The organism is Haloarcula sp. CGMCC 1.6347 (assembly GCF_037078395.1).
GTDB lineage: Archaea > Halobacteriota > Halobacteria > Halobacteriales > Haloarculaceae > Haloarcula > Haloarcula amylolytica.
In genome coordinates this window covers 753,939-769,188 of the sequence record NZ_JAYMGX010000001.1, presented here as the reverse complement: position 1 = coordinate 769,188, position 15,250 = coordinate 753,939, and the positions used below count along the sequence as shown (strand labels likewise).

General features: G+C 63.5%; 18 protein-coding genes. 13 read left to right on the top strand and 5 right to left on the bottom strand.

What is annotated here, in order from left to right; genetic code table 11:
* Positions 1–21: 21 nt before the first annotated feature.
* The 12 genes from VI340_RS04080 (at position 22) to VI340_RS04025 (ending at position 8,509) form a co-directional block, all read left to right on the top strand.
* Positions 22–894: a 3-hydroxyacyl-CoA dehydrogenase family protein gene (locus VI340_RS04080; RefSeq protein ID WP_336357838.1), complete on the top strand. Its 873-nt coding sequence runs from the start codon at positions 22–24 to the stop codon at positions 892–894.
* A complete protein-coding gene (locus VI340_RS04075) occupies positions 891–1,490 on the top strand; it encodes a hypothetical protein (RefSeq protein WP_008310081.1) in 600 nt (199 codons plus the stop codon). The genes VI340_RS04080 and VI340_RS04075 overlap by 4 nt, the downstream gene beginning before the upstream one ends.
* A gap of 72 nt (positions 1,491–1,562) precedes the next feature.
* Positions 1,563–1,742 carry an HVO_2753 family zinc finger protein gene (locus tag VI340_RS04070; protein WP_004516620.1) on the top strand — a complete coding sequence of 60 codons (180 nt, stop codon included), beginning with the start codon at positions 1,563–1,565 and terminating at the stop codon, positions 1,740–1,742.
* Between the two features lie 2 nt (positions 1,743–1,744).
* Positions 1,745–2,011, top strand: coding sequence for an elongation factor 1-beta (locus tag VI340_RS04065; RefSeq protein WP_004593354.1), 267 nt, complete (start codon positions 1,745–1,747; stop codon positions 2,009–2,011).
* Positions 2,012–2,124: 113 nt separating this feature from the next.
* Positions 2,125–2,415, top strand: a complete 291-nt coding sequence (locus VI340_RS04060; protein ID WP_004593356.1) for a 50S ribosomal protein L21e — start codon at positions 2,125–2,127, stop codon at positions 2,413–2,415.
* Positions 2,412–2,768 (top strand): RNA polymerase Rpb4 family protein, encoded by a 357-nt coding sequence (locus VI340_RS04055; RefSeq protein ID WP_008310086.1) that lies wholly within the window; start codon positions 2,412–2,414, stop codon positions 2,766–2,768. The genes VI340_RS04060 and VI340_RS04055 overlap by 4 nt, the downstream gene beginning before the upstream one ends.
* A gap of 179 nt (positions 2,769–2,947) precedes the next feature.
* Positions 2,948–3,520 carry a DUF655 domain-containing protein gene (locus VI340_RS04050; RefSeq protein WP_008310088.1) on the top strand — a complete coding sequence of 191 codons (573 nt, stop codon included), beginning with the start codon at positions 2,948–2,950 and terminating at the stop codon, positions 3,518–3,520.
* 81 nt (positions 3,521–3,601) lie between these two features.
* Entirely contained in the window at positions 3,602–4,459 is an 858-nt protein-coding gene (locus VI340_RS04045) for a 16S ribosomal RNA methyltransferase A (RefSeq protein WP_008310091.1), read from the top strand.
* 1 nt (position 4,460) lies between these two features.
* On the top strand, positions 4,461–5,090 hold the full coding sequence (locus tag VI340_RS04040) for a HemK2/MTQ2 family protein methyltransferase (protein ID WP_336329711.1): 630 nt from the start codon (positions 4,461–4,463) through the stop codon (positions 5,088–5,090).
* Between the two features lie 62 nt (positions 5,091–5,152).
* On the top strand, positions 5,153–6,151 hold the full coding sequence (locus tag VI340_RS04035; RefSeq protein ID WP_336329712.1) for a 5-methyltetrahydropteroyltriglutamate--homocysteine methyltransferase: 999 nt from the start codon (positions 5,153–5,155) through the stop codon (positions 6,149–6,151).
* 4 nt (positions 6,152–6,155) lie between these two features.
* A complete protein-coding gene (locus tag VI340_RS04030) occupies positions 6,156–7,229 on the top strand; it encodes a methionine synthase (RefSeq protein ID WP_008310097.1) in 1,074 nt (357 codons plus the stop codon).
* A 767-nt stretch (positions 7,230–7,996) separates the two neighbouring features.
* Positions 7,997–8,509: an HTH domain-containing protein gene (locus VI340_RS04025; RefSeq protein WP_008310099.1), complete on the top strand. Its 513-nt coding sequence runs from the start codon at positions 7,997–7,999 to the stop codon at positions 8,507–8,509.
* Here the strand turns inward: VI340_RS04025 and VI340_RS04020 are convergent.
* Genes VI340_RS04020 through VI340_RS04010 form a run of 3 tightly spaced genes read right to left on the bottom strand, consistent with a single transcriptional unit; the run spans position 8,506 to position 11,802 of the window.
* A complete protein-coding gene (locus VI340_RS04020) occupies positions 8,506–9,639 on the bottom strand; it encodes an ABC transporter permease (protein WP_008310101.1) in 1,134 nt (377 codons plus the stop codon). The two genes, VI340_RS04025 and VI340_RS04020, sit on opposite strands and share 4 nt — an antisense overlap.
* A complete protein-coding gene (locus VI340_RS04015) occupies positions 9,629–10,312 on the bottom strand; it encodes an ABC transporter ATP-binding protein (protein ID WP_008310103.1) in 684 nt (227 codons plus the stop codon). The genes VI340_RS04020 and VI340_RS04015 overlap by 11 nt, the downstream gene beginning before the upstream one ends.
* Positions 10,309–11,802: a hypothetical protein gene (locus VI340_RS04010; RefSeq protein ID WP_008310104.1), complete on the bottom strand. Its 1,494-nt coding sequence runs from the start codon at positions 11,800–11,802 to the stop codon at positions 10,309–10,311. Before VI340_RS04010 ends, VI340_RS04015 begins: the two co-directional genes overlap by 4 nt.
* A gap of 229 nt (positions 11,803–12,031) precedes the next feature.
* On the opposite strand from VI340_RS04010, the gene VI340_RS04005 reads away from it, so the two are divergent.
* The gene (locus VI340_RS04005; protein ID WP_336357837.1) at positions 12,032–12,910 is read left to right on the top strand and encodes a carbohydrate kinase family protein; all 879 of its coding nucleotides are present in this window, start codon (positions 12,032–12,034) and stop codon (positions 12,908–12,910) included.
* On the opposite strand, the gene VI340_RS04000 is transcribed toward VI340_RS04005, so the two are convergent.
* Both VI340_RS04000 and VI340_RS03995 read right to left on the bottom strand, forming a co-directional pair.
* Positions 12,907–13,923, bottom strand: a complete 1,017-nt coding sequence (locus VI340_RS04000) for a phosphotransferase family protein (RefSeq protein ID WP_008310108.1) — start codon at positions 13,921–13,923, stop codon at positions 12,907–12,909. The genes VI340_RS04005 and VI340_RS04000 overlap by 4 nt on opposite strands.
* A gap of 120 nt (positions 13,924–14,043) precedes the next feature.
* Entirely contained in the window at positions 14,044–15,216 is a 1,173-nt protein-coding gene (locus tag VI340_RS03995) for a sensor histidine kinase (RefSeq protein ID WP_336329716.1), read from the bottom strand.
* Positions 15,217–15,250 lie beyond the last annotated feature (34 nt).

The window sequence follows — 15,250 nt, the reverse complement described above, 5'->3', positions numbered from 1 at the left end:
GGGGCGTACAGTGGTTTACTCATGATTGTGGCCGTACTCGGCACCGGACGACGAGGGCGGGATATCGCACAGCGATGTGTCCGTGCGGGCCACGAGGTGCGTCTTCGGGGGACGGATGCGACGGCTGTGATGGACCGCGTCGACGAGATTCGGCACGCACTCAACGGGGATGTCTCGGCCGGTATCGACGGAACCACCGGACTCGAAAGTGCCGTCAGCGGCAGCGATATCATCATCGACGCAACCGATGGCGAAACGGACAGCCACCGGGAAGTCGTCGCCGAAACTGAGACGATGGTCGAGGATGCGACGCTCATCGCCGTCAGCGACACGTCGCTGTCGGTGACCGCAGTCGCGACTGGCCTGCTGAGTCCGGACCGAGCAGTCGGACTCAACCTCGTCGATCCACCAGATGGCGCTATCGTCGAGGTCGTCATCGCCGAGCAGACGACGGCGGCGACCCGCGACCGAGTCACCGACTTCGTCGAGAGCCTGGACGCGTCGCCGGTCGTCGTCCGCGACACGCCGGGATTTGCCGCGCTACGCCTCGAACTCGCTACCATCGTCGAAGCCGTTCGGATGGTCGAGGACGGCGTCGCCGGGATTCGGGACATCGACCGGACGTTCGAGCGCGGCGATTCGGACCGCGACGGGCCACTCGTCCGGGCCGACCGCCACGGGCTGGAAACAGTGCTAACCGCGCTCGAAGACCTCGCCGACCGGCTCGACGAGCGGTTCGAACCGCCGGCGTTGCTCCGACAGAAAGTCGAGGACGGGCAACGTGGCGCTGTCGCTGGCGAGGGATTCTACGTCTGGGAAGACGGTACCCCGACGGCCGGTGCCGAACCGGACCCGGACGTGCCAACACGAGATAGCGAGTCCGATATCAGATGAGTTCGCAGGAGGACCCACCGGCCGAACTGGACCCAGAAGACGACGAATTCGCGGCCCTGTTCGACGAACTTCAGGAGCTCGAACAGCTCGTCGACTCCGAGGACGAGCGACGGCAGGTCCGGGACGCGATGCGCGCGGCCGCGGACTCTCAGGACCACGAACCCGCGACCTTCGGCCGGGTCGTCTGGGGCTTTGGCCGGTCAGACCTCGCGGAGGCACTGCTGGGTTCGCTGCTGTTCGGGATTCCCATGGCGGTCGAGGGCGGAACTATCGACGCCGGCCGGCATATCGCCCAGCACCCGCTGTATCTCGCCGCGACAGTCGCTATCGCTGTCGGGCTGGTCATCTCCATTCTGTACGTGGCCGAGTTTCAGGACGTTCGGGTGGCGAACCCGATTTTCGGATTCATCCCGCGGCGACTCGTCGGCGTCACCGGGACGGCACTCGTCGTCTCCGTCGCACTGCTTACTGGCTGGGGGCTGGTCGAGTGGTCGACCGACCCCGCGGTCGTCTACGAGTCGGCCTGCATCTGTGCCGTGGCGTTCGTTCCGATGGCAATCGGCGCTGCGCTCGGGGACATCCTGCCCGGGAACTAGGGCCATGCCAGTCACTCGCGGTGGCGGTCGCGTTTGGCAATCGTTAAAAGCCGCGGTCGGATACGGAGTGGTATGAGCGAGAGCCAACAGAAACAGGCGCGCAAGTGCGTCTCGTGTGGCATCAACATCGCCGGCACGAACGCCGCCGCGTTCAAGTGCCCGGACTGTGGCCAGCAGATCTACCGCTGTGCCACCTGCCGGAAGCAGAGCAACCTCTACAAATGCCCGGACTGCGGCTTCATGGGGCCATAACAATGGGGAAAGTAGCAGCCAAGATCAAGGTCATGCCGGAGAGCCCCGAAGTCGACCTCGACGACCTGCAGGAGCGTCTCGAGGGCGTGCTTCCGGAAGGAACGAAGATCAACGGGTTCGAGCGCGAGGACGTCGCCTTTGGCCTCGTCGCGCTGACGCCGACAGTCATCGTCCCTGACGACACCGGTGGGACGGAAGCCGTCGAAGAGGCCTTTGCGAACGTCGATGACGTCGAGTCGGTCTCCGTCGAGAGCACCGGTCGCCTGTAATCGACTCGCCGCTGTAGTTTTCCACTCGGTACCGTAGCAACTGCAAGAGCGTGACCAGTGACGGTCGCGGAACGCACGTTTTATTAGGGCGACCGGATTAGCGAGGAGCAAGAATGCCTAGTTCAAACGGACCTCTCGAAGGAACACGAGACAAGCTCAAGAACAAGCCCCGCGACCGTGGCACCTCGCCACCACAGCGCGCCGTCGAAGAGTTTGACGACGGTGAGAAAGTCCACCTCAAGATCGACCCGTCAGTGCCGAACGGCCGCTTCCACCCGCGGTTCGACGGCCAGACCGGAACCGTCGAGGGGAAGCAGGGTGACGCGTACAAGGTCGACATCGTCGACGGTGGCAAGGCGAAGACCATCATCGTCACCGCTGCGCACCTGCGCCGACAAGAATGACGATATTCAAAGAGAAGGTCAGTGAGGAGTTCCTGACGGTCGCGGAGACCAAGGAGATACTCGAAGACCTCGAGATGGAGCGCGCGGCCGAGGAGGACCGCGAGATGCGCTACGAGCTCAAGCGGGCTATCGAGCACGTCAACCGCTTTGCCGTCCTCGACCCCGAGGAGTCGCTGCAGCTGGTCGAAGACCTCGAAGAACTCGAAAAGGTCGACACGCCGACGGCCTACAAAATCGCGAACCTGCGGCCGCTGGACCGCGACGAGCTCCGCGCCGTGTTCGCCAAGGAGCGATACACGCTCGATGGCGACGAACTCGACGAGATTCTCAACATCGTCAAGCAGTACGCGTAGCGAGGACAATCGTCAGTTCGGCTCTTCGCCGCTCTATCCCTACTTTCACGGACGAGCAGCTACGCGGTCGAGATCTAGTTTTCGCTGCCGCTGGACCGAAGCGAAGATAGCGACGGCGCTCCGTGCCGCGGTTCGGGGCATCCACCGGCATTAAGTGTGCTGTGGTCGTACTGCCTGGCATGACTGAATCGGAGAGCGGCGGCGACTCTATGATGGCGGCTGTCCTCGATGTCCTCCCACACGGGCGGCCCGGAGACGACCGGCCACAGCACCAGAAGGAGCCGCTCGCGTATGCGCTCGACGTCGAGGAGTTCTACATTTACGAGCTCCAGCTCGACGACAAGGACGTCGATATCGCGTTCGGTGACCGCGTTGACCTGACGGAGTTCGGCCGCGTGACGGAAGTCGAGTTCGAAGATATCCCGAGCGGCGCCCGTTCGGAACTCGACTACGCTGTCGAGGAGATCGTCGAAGCGAACGAACAGCGGTTCGTCGACTTCTACAACGACGCCCAGCCGATCACGCTGCGGCTCCACCAGCTGAACCTCCTGCCGGGCATCGGGAAGAAGCTCCGGAACACGCTTCTCGACGAGCGGAAGCGAAAGCCCTTCGAGAGCTTCGAAGACCTCGAAGAGCGCGTCAGCGGCCTCCACAGCCCCAAGGAGACGCTTGTCGAGCGGATACTCGAAGAGCTACAGGACGACGACCTGAAGTACCGGCTGTTCGTCCGGCGCGAGGAGCAGTCCTCGTAACACTGTCGGCTGCAAGCAGCGAAGCTGACAGCCACCAGTATAAGGCGACCCTTTTCTACCGCGACCCGCTACGGTTCGCTAATGACTACGACCGAGACTGGGAGTCGGGATCCTGACGCGCTCGTCCGGCGGGCCGGCAAACGGGCCGATACCCGACAGGACCAGCACTTTCTCGTCGACGACCGGGTACTGGACCGCATTCCGGAGTACGCGATGGACGCGGACGTCGACCTCTCGCACGTACTTGAAATCGGTGCTGGCCCGGGTGCGCTGACGGACCGCTTGCTCGCAACGGCTGAGACGGTGACCGCAATCGAACGCGACCCGGACTTCGCGGCCCACCTCCGCGAGGAGTTTACCGAGGAGATAGCAGCGGACCGCCTCGCCGTTGTCGAGGGCGACGCGCTCGAAGTCGACCTGCCGGATTTCACAGCCAGCATCTCGAATCTCCCCTACGGCGCGTCCTCGGAGATCGCCTTCCGACTGCTGCCCGAGCAGCGCCCGCTCCTGTTGATGTTCCAGCGGGAGTTCGCCGAGCGGATGGCCGCCGACCCCGCGACGGACGACTACGGGCGGCTCTCGGTCACAGCAGGCCACTACGCCGACGTGGAGATTGTTGAGACAGTGCCGCCAGAAGCGTTCGACCCGCAACCCCGCGTCACCAGCGCGCTCGTCCGGACGACGCCGAGGCAACCCGACTACACCGTCCCCAGCGACGAGTTCTTCATGGACTTCCTGAAGGCGGTGTTCACCCAGCGCCGGAAGACGATGCGCAACGCCGTCCGGAACACGGCCCACATCTCCGGACTGGGCGACCCCGACGCGGTGGTCGAGGCCGCCGACGAGGACCTCATGAGCGCCCGCGCCGGAAAGCTCACGCCGGCCGACTTCGCTACGCTGGCGACGCTCGCCTACGAAGTCGGCCAGCCGGAGGCCTGAGATGGGTGAGGAGTCCGACGGTCGGGATGCGGCCGACGGAGACAGCGGCACCGGTGACCGTCCCTCGTTGGCTGACCAGCGGGGCGTAGAGTCGGTGTACCAGCCCGCAGAGGACTCGGACCTGCTGGCGCGAACGGCCCGCGAGCGAGTCGATGCGGGCGACACCGTCCTCGACGTGGGGACGGGATCCGGCTACGTCGCCGCGACACTCGCCGACGCCGGAGCGCGGGCGGTCGGCATCGACGTGAGCCCGCTGGCCTGTCGAGAAGCGGCAGAAAACGGCGTCCCGGTCGTTCGCGGCGACCTCGTCGAACCGTTCCGGACGAATGCCTTCGACCTCGTAGCGTTCAATCCGCCTTACTTGCCGACGCCGTCCGAACAGGAGTGGGACGACTGGATGGAACACGCGCTGTCGGGCGGGGACGACGGCCGTCGCCTTGTCGACCCGTTTCTCGAAACCGTCGAGCGCGTGCTGGCTCCGGGCGGCGAAGCGCTCATGCTCGTCAGCAGTCTCACGGACCCGGACGCGGTACGAGCGTACGCGAGCGAACACGGGCTGGCGAGCGAGCAGCTTGCGAGTGAGAAACACCCATACGAAGCGCTCGTCGTCCTGCGGTTCTATCGAGATTGATTACTGCTGGGCATTTAATCGAATAGGAAATATTAAAGCCCGTCATTTCCTACTCCACGGCAATGACACAGGTAATCGCCACGACCCCTGGGCTCTTTCCGCTCCCGGACTGGGCCAAGGACGAACTGGCAGATCTGAAAGGCCATCAGAAGACCGACCTCATCTCGGGCGACGAGTCCGGCGAGGTCGTCGCGGCCTACGACCAAGCGCGCGAGGAAGTCATCTCCATCCAGCAGGACGCCGGGCTCGACCGCGTCGTCGAGGGCCAGTTGCGCTGGGACGACATGCTCGCGCACCCGCTCGCGGTCCACGACAACGTGGAGACCAAAGGTATCGTCCGCTACTACGACAACAACAACTTCTACCGAGAGCCGGTCGTGCAGGGCGACCTCGGTGCTGACGGCGGCGACGTCGCCGCAGACCTCGGTGCCGCAGCCGACCACGTCGACGACGGCCTGCAGGCTGTGCTCCCTGGCCCGTACTCGCTTGCGGACCTGGCGACCGACGAGCACTACGGCGACGACGCCGAGTTCCTCGACGCCATCGCCGAGTTCCTCGTCGAGGAAGTGAACGCCTTCCCCGACGTGGAGACGCTGTTCCTGCTCGAACCGTCGCTAGTCGAGAATGCGCCCGAAGACGGTGAGGACGAGCGTGCCGCCGACGCCATCGACGCCGTCGCCTCGGCCGCCGACGCCGAGGTCGTCGCTCACACCTACTGGGGTGCAATCGAGGAGAAGGCCTACGCGCACCTGATGGACGCCGATGTGGATGCCATCGGCTTCGACCTCGTGGCGAACCACGACCAGACAGTCTACAACGTCCAGGAGTACGGCACGAAAGACGACGTGGCGCTGGGCGTCGTCGACGGCCAGAACACGCTGGTCGAGTCCCCGGAGACGATTCGAGACCGCATCGACTGGTTCGAACAGCAGACCAACACCGCCTACGACACCGTCTACGCGACGGCGAACACAGAAACGTTCTATCTCCCGGTGAACAAGTTCGAAGACAAACTCGAAGCGCTCGCAAACGCCGCGGACCTGGAGGCGGCGGAGGCATAAAACGATGACAGGACCACGAGACCAGTTCAAACCGGCGGATCACCCGAACGACCACTTCCTGCTGACGACCGTCGTCGGCTCCTACCCCAAACCCAAGTGGCACGACCGTGCCCGCGAGCTGTTCGAGGACGAGGACGCCGACTTCGGCGAGGACGAGTGGGAGGAATCGAAAGACGACGCCTCGCGACTCATCACCCACGAGCACGAGCGAGCGGGCCTCGACGTCATCTGTGACGGCGAGATGCGCCGCAACGAGATGGTGGAGTACTTCGCTCACCGTATCGACGGCTACGAGTTCAACGGCCGCGTGAAGGTGTGGGGCCACAACTACTTCGACAAGCCCAGCGTCGCCGACGAGGTCGAGTACGGCGAGCAGTGGCTCGTCGAGGAGTTCGAGTTCACCGACGAGGTCGCCGAGCGGCCGGTCAAAGTCCCGATTACGGGCCCGTACACCCTTGCGAACTGGTCGTTCAACGAAGTGTACGACAGCGAGGAACAGCTGGCCTACGAACTGGCTGACCTCGTCAACGAGGAGATCGAGGCGCTGGTCGAGGCCGGCGCTCGCTACATCCAGATCGACGAGCCCGCGCTGGCCACGACGCCGGACGACCACGCCATCGTCGGCGAGTGTCTGGAGCGCATCGTCGACGAGATCCCCGACGACGTGCGTCTCGGCCTGCACGTCTGTTACGGTGACTACTCGCGCATCTACCCCGAGATTCTGGACTACCCGGTCCACGAGTACGACCTGGAACTCGCCAACGGCGACTACGACCAGCTCGACGTGTTCAAAGAGCACGAGTTCACGAAGGACTTCGCGATGGGCGTCCTAGACGCACACACCGCGGAGGTCGAGTCCGTCGAAGAGATCAAGGAGAACATCAAGAAGGGGCTGGAGGTCGTCCCGCCGGAGCGACTCACCGTCTCGCCGGACTGCGGCGTGAAGCTCCTGCCCCGCGAGGTCGCCCGCGGCAAGATGGAGAACATGGTGCAGGCGGCTCGCGAAATCGAAGAAGAGCTGGACGCCGGCGAGCTAGAGGTCGTTGCGAGTGGTGCGGAAGCGCACGCTGACGACTAGCGAGATTCGAGCGGAGCGAGAATCTCGGATAGCGAGCGGTGAAACCGCGAGCAGCGCGGTTTGAGGGACCAGCGGAAGCGAAAACTGCTAGACGTGAGCGGCGAACGGGGTGAGCCGCGAACAGCGAGAGGCCGAACGTAGTGAGGGCTCTCGAATAGCGAGCGGGGAGAGCGAGGCGCACTGCGCCTCGAAAATGAACGGCGGAGCCGTGAACGTAGCGACCCGCGAGCAGCGCGGTTGGAACGGTCAACAGGAGTCCAAATGCAGCGTGGACCCGACTACCCGTATTTTCGACGAAGGTGGGCTGTGATTTCGGCAGCTATCGAATATTCTCGGGCGCACCGGTCACGGAACCGGCAAATGTAGCAGACACGTATGCGACCATCCCCGGTGCGGGATCGAGCAAGACATGTGGAGCCTCTGGCCAGCGTGACCTCGAACAGGTCATCACGGGGATGCTTGAACACCAAAGCCCCGAATAGACAAGTATACGATTCCTTATAAATTTGTGAATTACTCGTCCCAACTGAAAGGAACTGGCCACTAATTTGTTCGACAGATATCGAAATCAACATCGACCTAAGAGGAAAATAATTGTTGACGTACTAATAATATAAGGGGCTTCCGTATTCAGGTAAATACCCCATATTATGAATATAGAGGCACTAATACCGCTGATTCTCTATTCCAAGATTATGTTATATGCTAGCGTGTACGTCTGGGAAAGAGTTTTGAGGGTCTCTGGAGAAGCTAGCGATGTGAAAGCTATGACAGGGGACACACATCTTCGGGCGGAACTGTATCTTCGTGGAGATACCTACGGCACGTTCGACGCCCAACAGCAGGTACTCAATCGGGTCAAGCGACTGGAGGCCAACGGCGTGTTCAGCGAGTCGATGGTCGCCGGTGAGTGGCAGCGGATCAGGACGATGGCGGAGGACAAGCGGTCGGAAGCCATCCAGACCTACGAGGAGTTCACAGACTGGGCAGGCCAGAACGGCCACTCGCTCGAACCGGCCTTCGAACGACGGAATCGGAGCTACGTCGGGATGGACCGCGTCGACGACGTCGTCGTGTTCCCGGTCGTCTCGCTTGCGATCTACGACGGCGACGACCTGGAGGGCGTGTTCCCGTGTTCGGACAACGAACGGACCTACACCGTCGGCGACGCGCTGGAGGCCTTCGAGCGCGGCGACGAAAACTGGCTCGCGCAGTTCGACTCGCTGTCGGTCGACCGGACCGATCCGCTGCTGGAACCGGGCGTCGACGCGACGATCTAACCGCGTAGCGCGTCGACCGGTTCTTCGCTCGCCGCTTTCCAGGCCGGATACAGGCCGCTGACGATGGCCGTCAGCACGCCGAACGTAAACGCCGCGCCGACGTACCAGGCGTTTGGCAGCCTGAAGACGGCCATCGCGTCGCCGACGGCGTAGTGGTTTATCGCCAGCCCGGCACCGACACTCAGAATGACACCAGCGATGCCGCCGAGGAACCCGAGCAGCGTCGCTTCCATCAACATCACCTTGAGGACATCCCGCTTCTGGTAGCCGACCGCTCTGAGGACGCCGATTTCCTCCCGACGTTCGACGGTGGACATCAGCATGACGTTGAGAATCGAGATGCCGGCGACGAGCAGCGAAATCGACGCGATGCCGGCGAGGACGGTGTTGATGATCTGGAACTGCTCCTCGATGGTGTCGACGAGCGAGCCCAGTTCCTGCACGAAGACCCGCTCCTCACGGTCGTTGAGCGCGTCGCGGATCCCCATTGCCGTCTCGTTGGCCCGTGTCCCGGTCGACTCGATAACGTACACTTCCGAGTAGCCACGCTGGCTGAACGACGTCGCCGGCATGATGATTCGGTTGTCGGGGTTCGTCGAGGAGAACGGGTCACCTTCTTCGAGCACAGCCCGGATACGGACACTGGTCCCGTTGACGGTGATCTGGCTCCCGGGATGCAGGTCGTGCTCCTCCGCGACGTTTGACCCGACAAGCGCACCGGACCGGAACGGCGAGACCCGTCCCTCCTTGGCCTCGTACAACGCCGCCGGGTCCTCGACGCCGTATATTTGTTCCCTGACAGCGTCCTCGCGGTTGTACGACACCGGTTCCGTGCGCGTCTTTACCGGCGAGACAGTCGCCGTCGGACTTGCCTCTCTGCGGATCGTCCGGATATCGCGTTCGGTGAGTTCAGTGATGTTTTCGCCGGAGTTCGGGTACACCGTGAGCTGGTTGCCGACGTTGCCGAGGTTCTGGGTGAACGAGTACTGGAGCGCGACGCCGAACATCCCCAGCGAAGCGATGGCAACGACGCCGATGACGATTCCCAGCGACGCCAGCAACGACCGCATCTTCGTCCGCGTGAGGTTGCGCCGCGCCATCAGCGCGGCCGGGAAGAACCTACCTGCCATTCTTCCGTTCCCTCCCGATGGTGCCGTCGACCAGATGGACGGTCCGGTCGACGTATTCGTTGACCAGGTCGTCGTGGGTGACTGCGACGATTGCCACGTCGTCCTCGTCAGCGATGCGGCGGAACTCGTCGAGTATCTGTCGCCCGGTTTCGCTGTCGAGATTGCCCGTCGGTTCGTCGGCGAGAACGACCTTTGGGCTGTTGATGAGCGAGCGCGCGATGGCGACGCGTTGTTTCTGGCCGCCGGAGAGTTCGTCGGGCTTGTGGTCGAGTCGGTCACCGAGCCCAAGCCGCTCAAGGAGCCTTCTGGCCCGTTTCGTGACTTTCGGGTCGCTGTCCAACAGCAAGGGTACTTCGACGTTCTCGACGGCAGTCAGCGTCGGCAGGAGATAGAAGTGCTGGAACACGAACCCGATCGTTCGCTTGCGGAGCGCGGTCCGCTTGCTGTCGCCGAGTCCGGTCACGTCCTGCCCCTCCAGCAAGACGGTCCCTTCCGTCGGCGTATCAAGCAGTCCGAGGATGTTCAGCAGGGTCGTCTTGCCACTGCCGCTGGGCCCCATAATCGAGACGAACTCGCCGGCTTCGAGGGCGAAGTCGATACCCGCCAGCGCGTAGAGGGTCTGGCCGCCGGTACGGTAGCGCTTGACCAGTCCCTGTGCGTCGATGACCGTCATACCTCGATATCGTCGTCACCGCGGCGGTAGCGACGCACGAGGACACCGACGACGACCAGTAGCGCCAGACCACCGGCGACGAACACCGGCAGCATGCTGTTCTGGTCACCGCCTTCGCTGTCGCCGTCCTGCTCCGGCTGCTGTGCCGAACCGCCCATCCGGTCGAGATCGACGTCGAACGTCTGTCGCTTCCGCGTGTCGTCGACGAGGTACGTTACTTCGAGTGGCACCGACGTGACGTTCCCCTCGGTCCGTGCGTACACGTCGAAGGAGACGAAGTCGCTGGCCGGGACCGTGCCGACGAAGTAGTCGCGGTTCGGCGTCGCCGGAGTGACGGTCTCGGTATCGACGACACTGACGAGGACGCTGTCCGCATCCGTCGACCCGACGTTGCTCGCACTCCCAGAAATCTGCAGTCGACCGCCTTGTCGGATTACGTCCAGACCAGTGAGGTCTATCGTTCCCGGGACTGATCGGAGCGTCGTTTCGGTGGTCGTCTGCTCCGCTTCAGTTCCGAGTTCGTAGTTGGCCGTGACGGTGACGTCCGCCCGGGGCTCGTCCATCGTGGCGTTCAGTCGCACCTGCCGGGTCGTACTGGCCGAGATGTTCTCGAGCAACACGCGCTGGAACGACGCGTTCTCGGACGTTGCACTGATCATGACATCCGAGAGCGGAGCGTTGGCCCCGTTGGAGACGGCGACCCGTAGCGCGCGGTCGGTACCGCTACCGACCGCAGACGTATCGAGTTCCACGCTGTTCCGGAGCGGGTCCGACTCGATGACTGTCGTCCGGGTCGTGTTGCGAGTGGTATCTCCGTCAACGGTGTAGCTGATCGTTGCAGTCAGCGGATGTTCGCCGGCGGATTCAGGTCGGAACCGGAACGGGGCCGTAACCGACCCGTTCTGTGCGACGCTCGACCGGACCGTCCGGCTCTGTGTCATCTCGACGCCCTCGCCCTCGACGACGACTTCGACGTTCGTTATCTGGGTGTCGAGCCCGTTTGCGACAGTGACTTCGCCGGTCGATTCAACGCCGGCGACGGAGTCGTTGGCCGTGATATCTACCTGCGGGTGCCGGTCCTGAACGTTCAGTTTCACCGGATATCTGAGTTCGACGTTCTCGCCCGTCCCGCGGTCACGGCCGTACACGATGACGCGGAGGTCTTTGCTGCCGGACGAATCAAACGATGCAGTCAGGGGTACTTCCAGCGTGCTGCCCGGCGAGATCGAGCCCAGATTCGAGACGCGCTCGTATTCTGTGACTCCTCTTCCGCCCGACTTCCGGATCGCGATGTCGTTGATTTCGAGCGGGGCGTCGCTACTCTCTAGATTTCGGACAGTCGTGTCGAACGTGATGGTTTCGCCCGGTGCTGGCGATGACGGCGACACCTCGACGTTCGATATCGACGCGTTGACGCTCGCGCCGGCGACTGAAAGCGGAAGCGAGCCGACGACGACTAAGCAGGCGAGTACAGCCACACCGTGGCGCATCACGCAGTCACCTCTACCTGCCGTAGTCGTCTGCTGGCCCAACCACTCCTCGGGAGGACGCTATCGGGGACCGTTGCCATGTGCGCCGGTCCGTTCCGGGCAATGTTAAATATGCTGCATATCTCTCGTACGGGCTGGTGTCGCTATGTCCCTCCCGGGAGTGGGAAGGGGCGACACCAGCCCGTATCAGTGGGAAACTGCTATCACAGCGCCACCCCCAGCGGTGGACATGCGCGTCATCTGTGCCGGCCACGTCAACTGGGACGTGACGCTCCACGTCGACCACTTCCCGAAGCCCGACGGCGAGGGGCGCATCACCGACCGGTCACAGTCCAGCGGGGGGAGCGCGTCGAACGCGGCCGTCGCACTCGCCGGACTTGATGCGGACCCGCTGGTCCTCGGGAGCGTCGGCCGGGACGACCACGGCACCAAGGCTCGGGGCGAACTGGCGGCGGCTGGCGTCGAGACGCTACTGGTCGAGTCGGACGAACCGACGGCGGTGAAATACCTCATCGTGGACGAGAACGGCGGCGTCGCGGTGCTTGGAAACGACGGGGCCAACGAGGCGTTCTGCGCGTCGGATCTCCCGGCCGAGACCCTGGCCGAGGCGGACCACCTCCACCTGACCGGCCAGGACCCCGCAACCGCTGCGACGCTCGCCCGCGACGCCGCGGCCGCGGACGTCCCGGTGAGCTTCGATCCCGGCCGCCGGCTCCCGTTCCGGGATTACTCGGCGGTGCTCTCACACGCGGATATCCTGTTTTGCAACGACCGGGAGGCCGACCACGCCGAGGACAGCGGCCTTTTCGACACAGTGCCGACGGTCGTCGTCAAACACGGGGACTGCGGCGCGACAGCCTATATCGACGACCGGACAGTCACGAACGCCGGGTATCCCATAGAATCTGTGGACACCGCAGGCGCGGGGGACGCGTTCGCCGCCGGGTATCTTCTCGCCAACGCACAGGCGGCCGACCCGGAGCGGGTTCTCGCGGTCGCCAACGCCTGTGGCGCGCTCGCAGCGCAGTCACCCGGCGCACAGACGACACTCGACTGGGAGTCTGTGTGGGACCTGGTCGACAGCGGGCAATCACCCGAGACGACCTAATCTGCCTGTATCTCCTCGACGAGCCGCTCGAACTGCTGGCGGTACTGGGCTTCGGCGCGAGCGGCGGCGAGACCGGACTCGTCGGCGAAGACGGCCTCGAAGCCGGCCATCCGCCACAGGAGCGTCGAGAGCTGATAGAGGGGGCGTCGCTGCTCGTAGCCCTCGTCGAACGCCATCGGGCGCATCTCCTGATAGCCCTCGTGGAACACCGTCCGGAGCGAATCGCGCAGCTCCGGGTCCTGAAACGACGAGTCGATGAAGAGGAATTCGGTCTGTGCGAGGTTGTACTCCGGCAGCGCCGCGAGCACGTCCTGCCAGTCGAGGACGGCCGTAATCGGCGCATCCGCCGTCTGCTCGAACATCAGGTTCGCCGGCCTGAAATCGTCGTGTACCAGCCGCGGAACGCCGTCCTCGGGCACCATACTCAGGGCCGGTTCGATACAGTCCCACGCCCGGTCTGTCATGTCCTCGAAAGGCGTCCCATCGAGATGAGAGAGGTGGGATCTGGTGAGGCTCTCGAAGTACTCCCGCCAGTTACCCATCCAGTCACTCACGATGATCCGGTCGTCGTGGAGCGTGAGTCGGCCGAACGCTTCGAATCCGATTTCGGAGTGCATGTCCCCGAGAATCCGCCCTGACTGGGCGAGCACCCGCCGTCGGTCCTCGGTCGAAAGCCCGGCGAACTCTTCGGCCAAGTTCTCGCCGTGGATGCGTTCAGTGACGAAATACGGCGGCACGTCGGCGTCGGGGTCGTCCTCGTAGACGAGGATGCGTGGAACAGGGACGTCGGTCCGGGCGGCGACGAAGTCGTGGAGACAGGGTTCGACGGCGAACGGGACATCGCCCTGTGGCTTGAATTTCACGACCACCTCGTACGCCTCGCCCTTGTGGCGTAGCGTCACCATGTAGACATCGCTCTGGTGGCCCCCACCCGGTGTCTCGAACTGAAACCCCTCGTAATCCGGGCCTGACTCTGTCAGCACGGCTTCGATGTCCTGTTCCGGAGTCTGCACTGGCGTACCATATAGCGGGCGAGCAAATAAATCTGTCAATCCCGTCGCCGACAGCACTGATACCCGATTCGGGCGTTGTCGGTCGACCCGGTTCGGACGCTATCAGTCGCCGTCTCCGCGCTACCAGGAGTGAAACGGTGAAACCGGTTTCGTCCCGTCGGTCACTTCGAATCGTGCGCCGCCGGCCCTGCTCTCTGTCACCGAGATGTCCCAGCCGTGGGCGTCGATTATCTGCGTTACGATAGACAGGCCAAGGCCGGTGTCACTCCCTGAAAAGCTGTCTACTGAGAGAAGGGAGTCTAGTTCATCGGAGGGGATGCCGGGCCCGTCATCAGCGACGTAGAAGCCGGTCACGCGGCCCTCGGTTCGCTCGTCTGCAGTGTCTATCTCGGTTGTCCCGTCGTCGAGAATCGGACCGACCCAGACGGTCACGTCGTCGCCCGCGTGGTCCGCCGCGTTCCGAAAGAGGTTCTCGAACACCTGTTTGAGGCGGTTCTGGTCACCGAACACCGGGGCGGACCCTTCGACCCGCAGCGTTGCGTCAGCCGTTCTGGCCATCTCCCAGGTCTGTTCGACAATGGTATCGAGCGAAATGGCGGTTCGGTCTTCGACCGCATACCCCTTCTTTGCGAGGGTCAGCAGGTCGTCGATGAGCGCTTCCATGCGAGCCACACCTTCCTCCGCATCTTCGAGATGGGACAGGTCGCCGGTCTCTCGCACGAGTTCGAGTCGCCCCTCGACGACGTGGAGGGGATTTCTGAGGTCGTGGGAGACGACGCCGATGAACTGTTCCATCCGGTCGCGCTGGACGCGGAGGTCGTGCTCGCGCTCGGCTTTTTGCAGTGCCGCCTGGACGTGCGTCGCGTACATCCGGGCGAGTCGAAGCGTTTCGCCGTCAAACGTAACGGGGGCGAGGGACCCGATGTTGATAACGCCGTACTCGGCAAGCGGCAGGATTATCTCGCTGCTGACGGGCGAGTTCTCGTTGTACTGGCGCTGCTCGTCGTCGAGTTCGGAGTACGTCCGAACTTCGTCCTGCTCGAACGCCTCCCACGAGAGACTGTTGCCGGGCCGGTAGGTGACCGGCCAGTCGAATACCTCGTCCGCCCGCTCCGTCGACGCCGCCAACTGCAGTTCCGACGCGTCGCTGTCATACAGCCACAGCGCTCCGAGTGGCAATTCGAACACAGACGAAATCCCCGACATTGCGATCTCGCATATCTCACGCTCGGACTCCGCAGCCATCAACTGCTGTGTTACGGCCTCGAACGAATCGAGATCGAATGCGACCATTAACTCCCCACCCATCCCGTATAATTCATGCAAC

What these genes read in the sequence shown, in the direction of transcription:
- VI340_RS04020 (WP_008310101.1), bottom strand. Translation starts at nt 9,639, where the DNA reads ATGGCAGGTAGGTTCTTCCCGGCCGCGCTGATGGCGCGGCGCAACCTC.
- VI340_RS04080 (WP_336357838.1), top strand. Translation starts at nt 22, where the DNA reads ATGATTGTGGCCGTACTCGGCACCGGACGACGAGGGCGGGATATCGCA.
- VI340_RS04055 (WP_008310086.1), top strand. Translation starts at nt 2,412, where the DNA reads ATGACGATATTCAAAGAGAAGGTCAGTGAGGAGTTCCTGACGGTCGCG.
- VI340_RS04050 (WP_008310088.1), top strand. Translation starts at nt 2,948, where the DNA reads ATGACTGAATCGGAGAGCGGCGGCGACTCTATGATGGCGGCTGTCCTC.
- VI340_RS04065 (WP_004593354.1), top strand. Translation starts at nt 1,745, where the DNA reads ATGGGGAAAGTAGCAGCCAAGATCAAGGTCATGCCGGAGAGCCCCGAA.
- VI340_RS04040 (WP_336329711.1), top strand. Translation starts at nt 4,461, where the DNA reads ATGGGTGAGGAGTCCGACGGTCGGGATGCGGCCGACGGAGACAGCGGC.
- VI340_RS03995 (WP_336329716.1), bottom strand. Translation starts at nt 15,216, where the DNA reads ATGGTCGCATTCGATCTCGATTCGTTCGAGGCCGTAACACAGCAGTTG.
- VI340_RS04045 (WP_008310091.1), top strand. Translation starts at nt 3,602, where the DNA reads ATGACTACGACCGAGACTGGGAGTCGGGATCCTGACGCGCTCGTCCGG.
- VI340_RS04010 (WP_008310104.1), bottom strand. Translation starts at nt 11,802, where the DNA reads ATGCGCCACGGTGTGGCTGTACTCGCCTGCTTAGTCGTCGTCGGCTCG.
- VI340_RS04025 (WP_008310099.1), top strand. Translation starts at nt 7,997, where the DNA reads ATGACAGGGGACACACATCTTCGGGCGGAACTGTATCTTCGTGGAGAT.
- VI340_RS04030 (WP_008310097.1), top strand. Translation starts at nt 6,156, where the DNA reads ATGACAGGACCACGAGACCAGTTCAAACCGGCGGATCACCCGAACGAC.
- VI340_RS04005 (WP_336357837.1), top strand. Translation starts at nt 12,032, where the DNA reads ATGCGCGTCATCTGTGCCGGCCACGTCAACTGGGACGTGACGCTCCAC.
- VI340_RS04035 (WP_336329712.1), top strand. Translation starts at nt 5,153, where the DNA reads ATGACACAGGTAATCGCCACGACCCCTGGGCTCTTTCCGCTCCCGGAC.
- VI340_RS04070 (WP_004516620.1), top strand. Translation starts at nt 1,563, where the DNA reads ATGAGCGAGAGCCAACAGAAACAGGCGCGCAAGTGCGTCTCGTGTGGC.
- VI340_RS04060 (WP_004593356.1), top strand. Translation starts at nt 2,125, where the DNA reads ATGCCTAGTTCAAACGGACCTCTCGAAGGAACACGAGACAAGCTCAAG.
- VI340_RS04075 (WP_008310081.1), top strand. Translation starts at nt 891, where the DNA reads ATGAGTTCGCAGGAGGACCCACCGGCCGAACTGGACCCAGAAGACGAC.
- VI340_RS04015 (WP_008310103.1), bottom strand. Translation starts at nt 10,312, where the DNA reads ATGACGGTCATCGACGCACAGGGACTGGTCAAGCGCTACCGTACCGGC.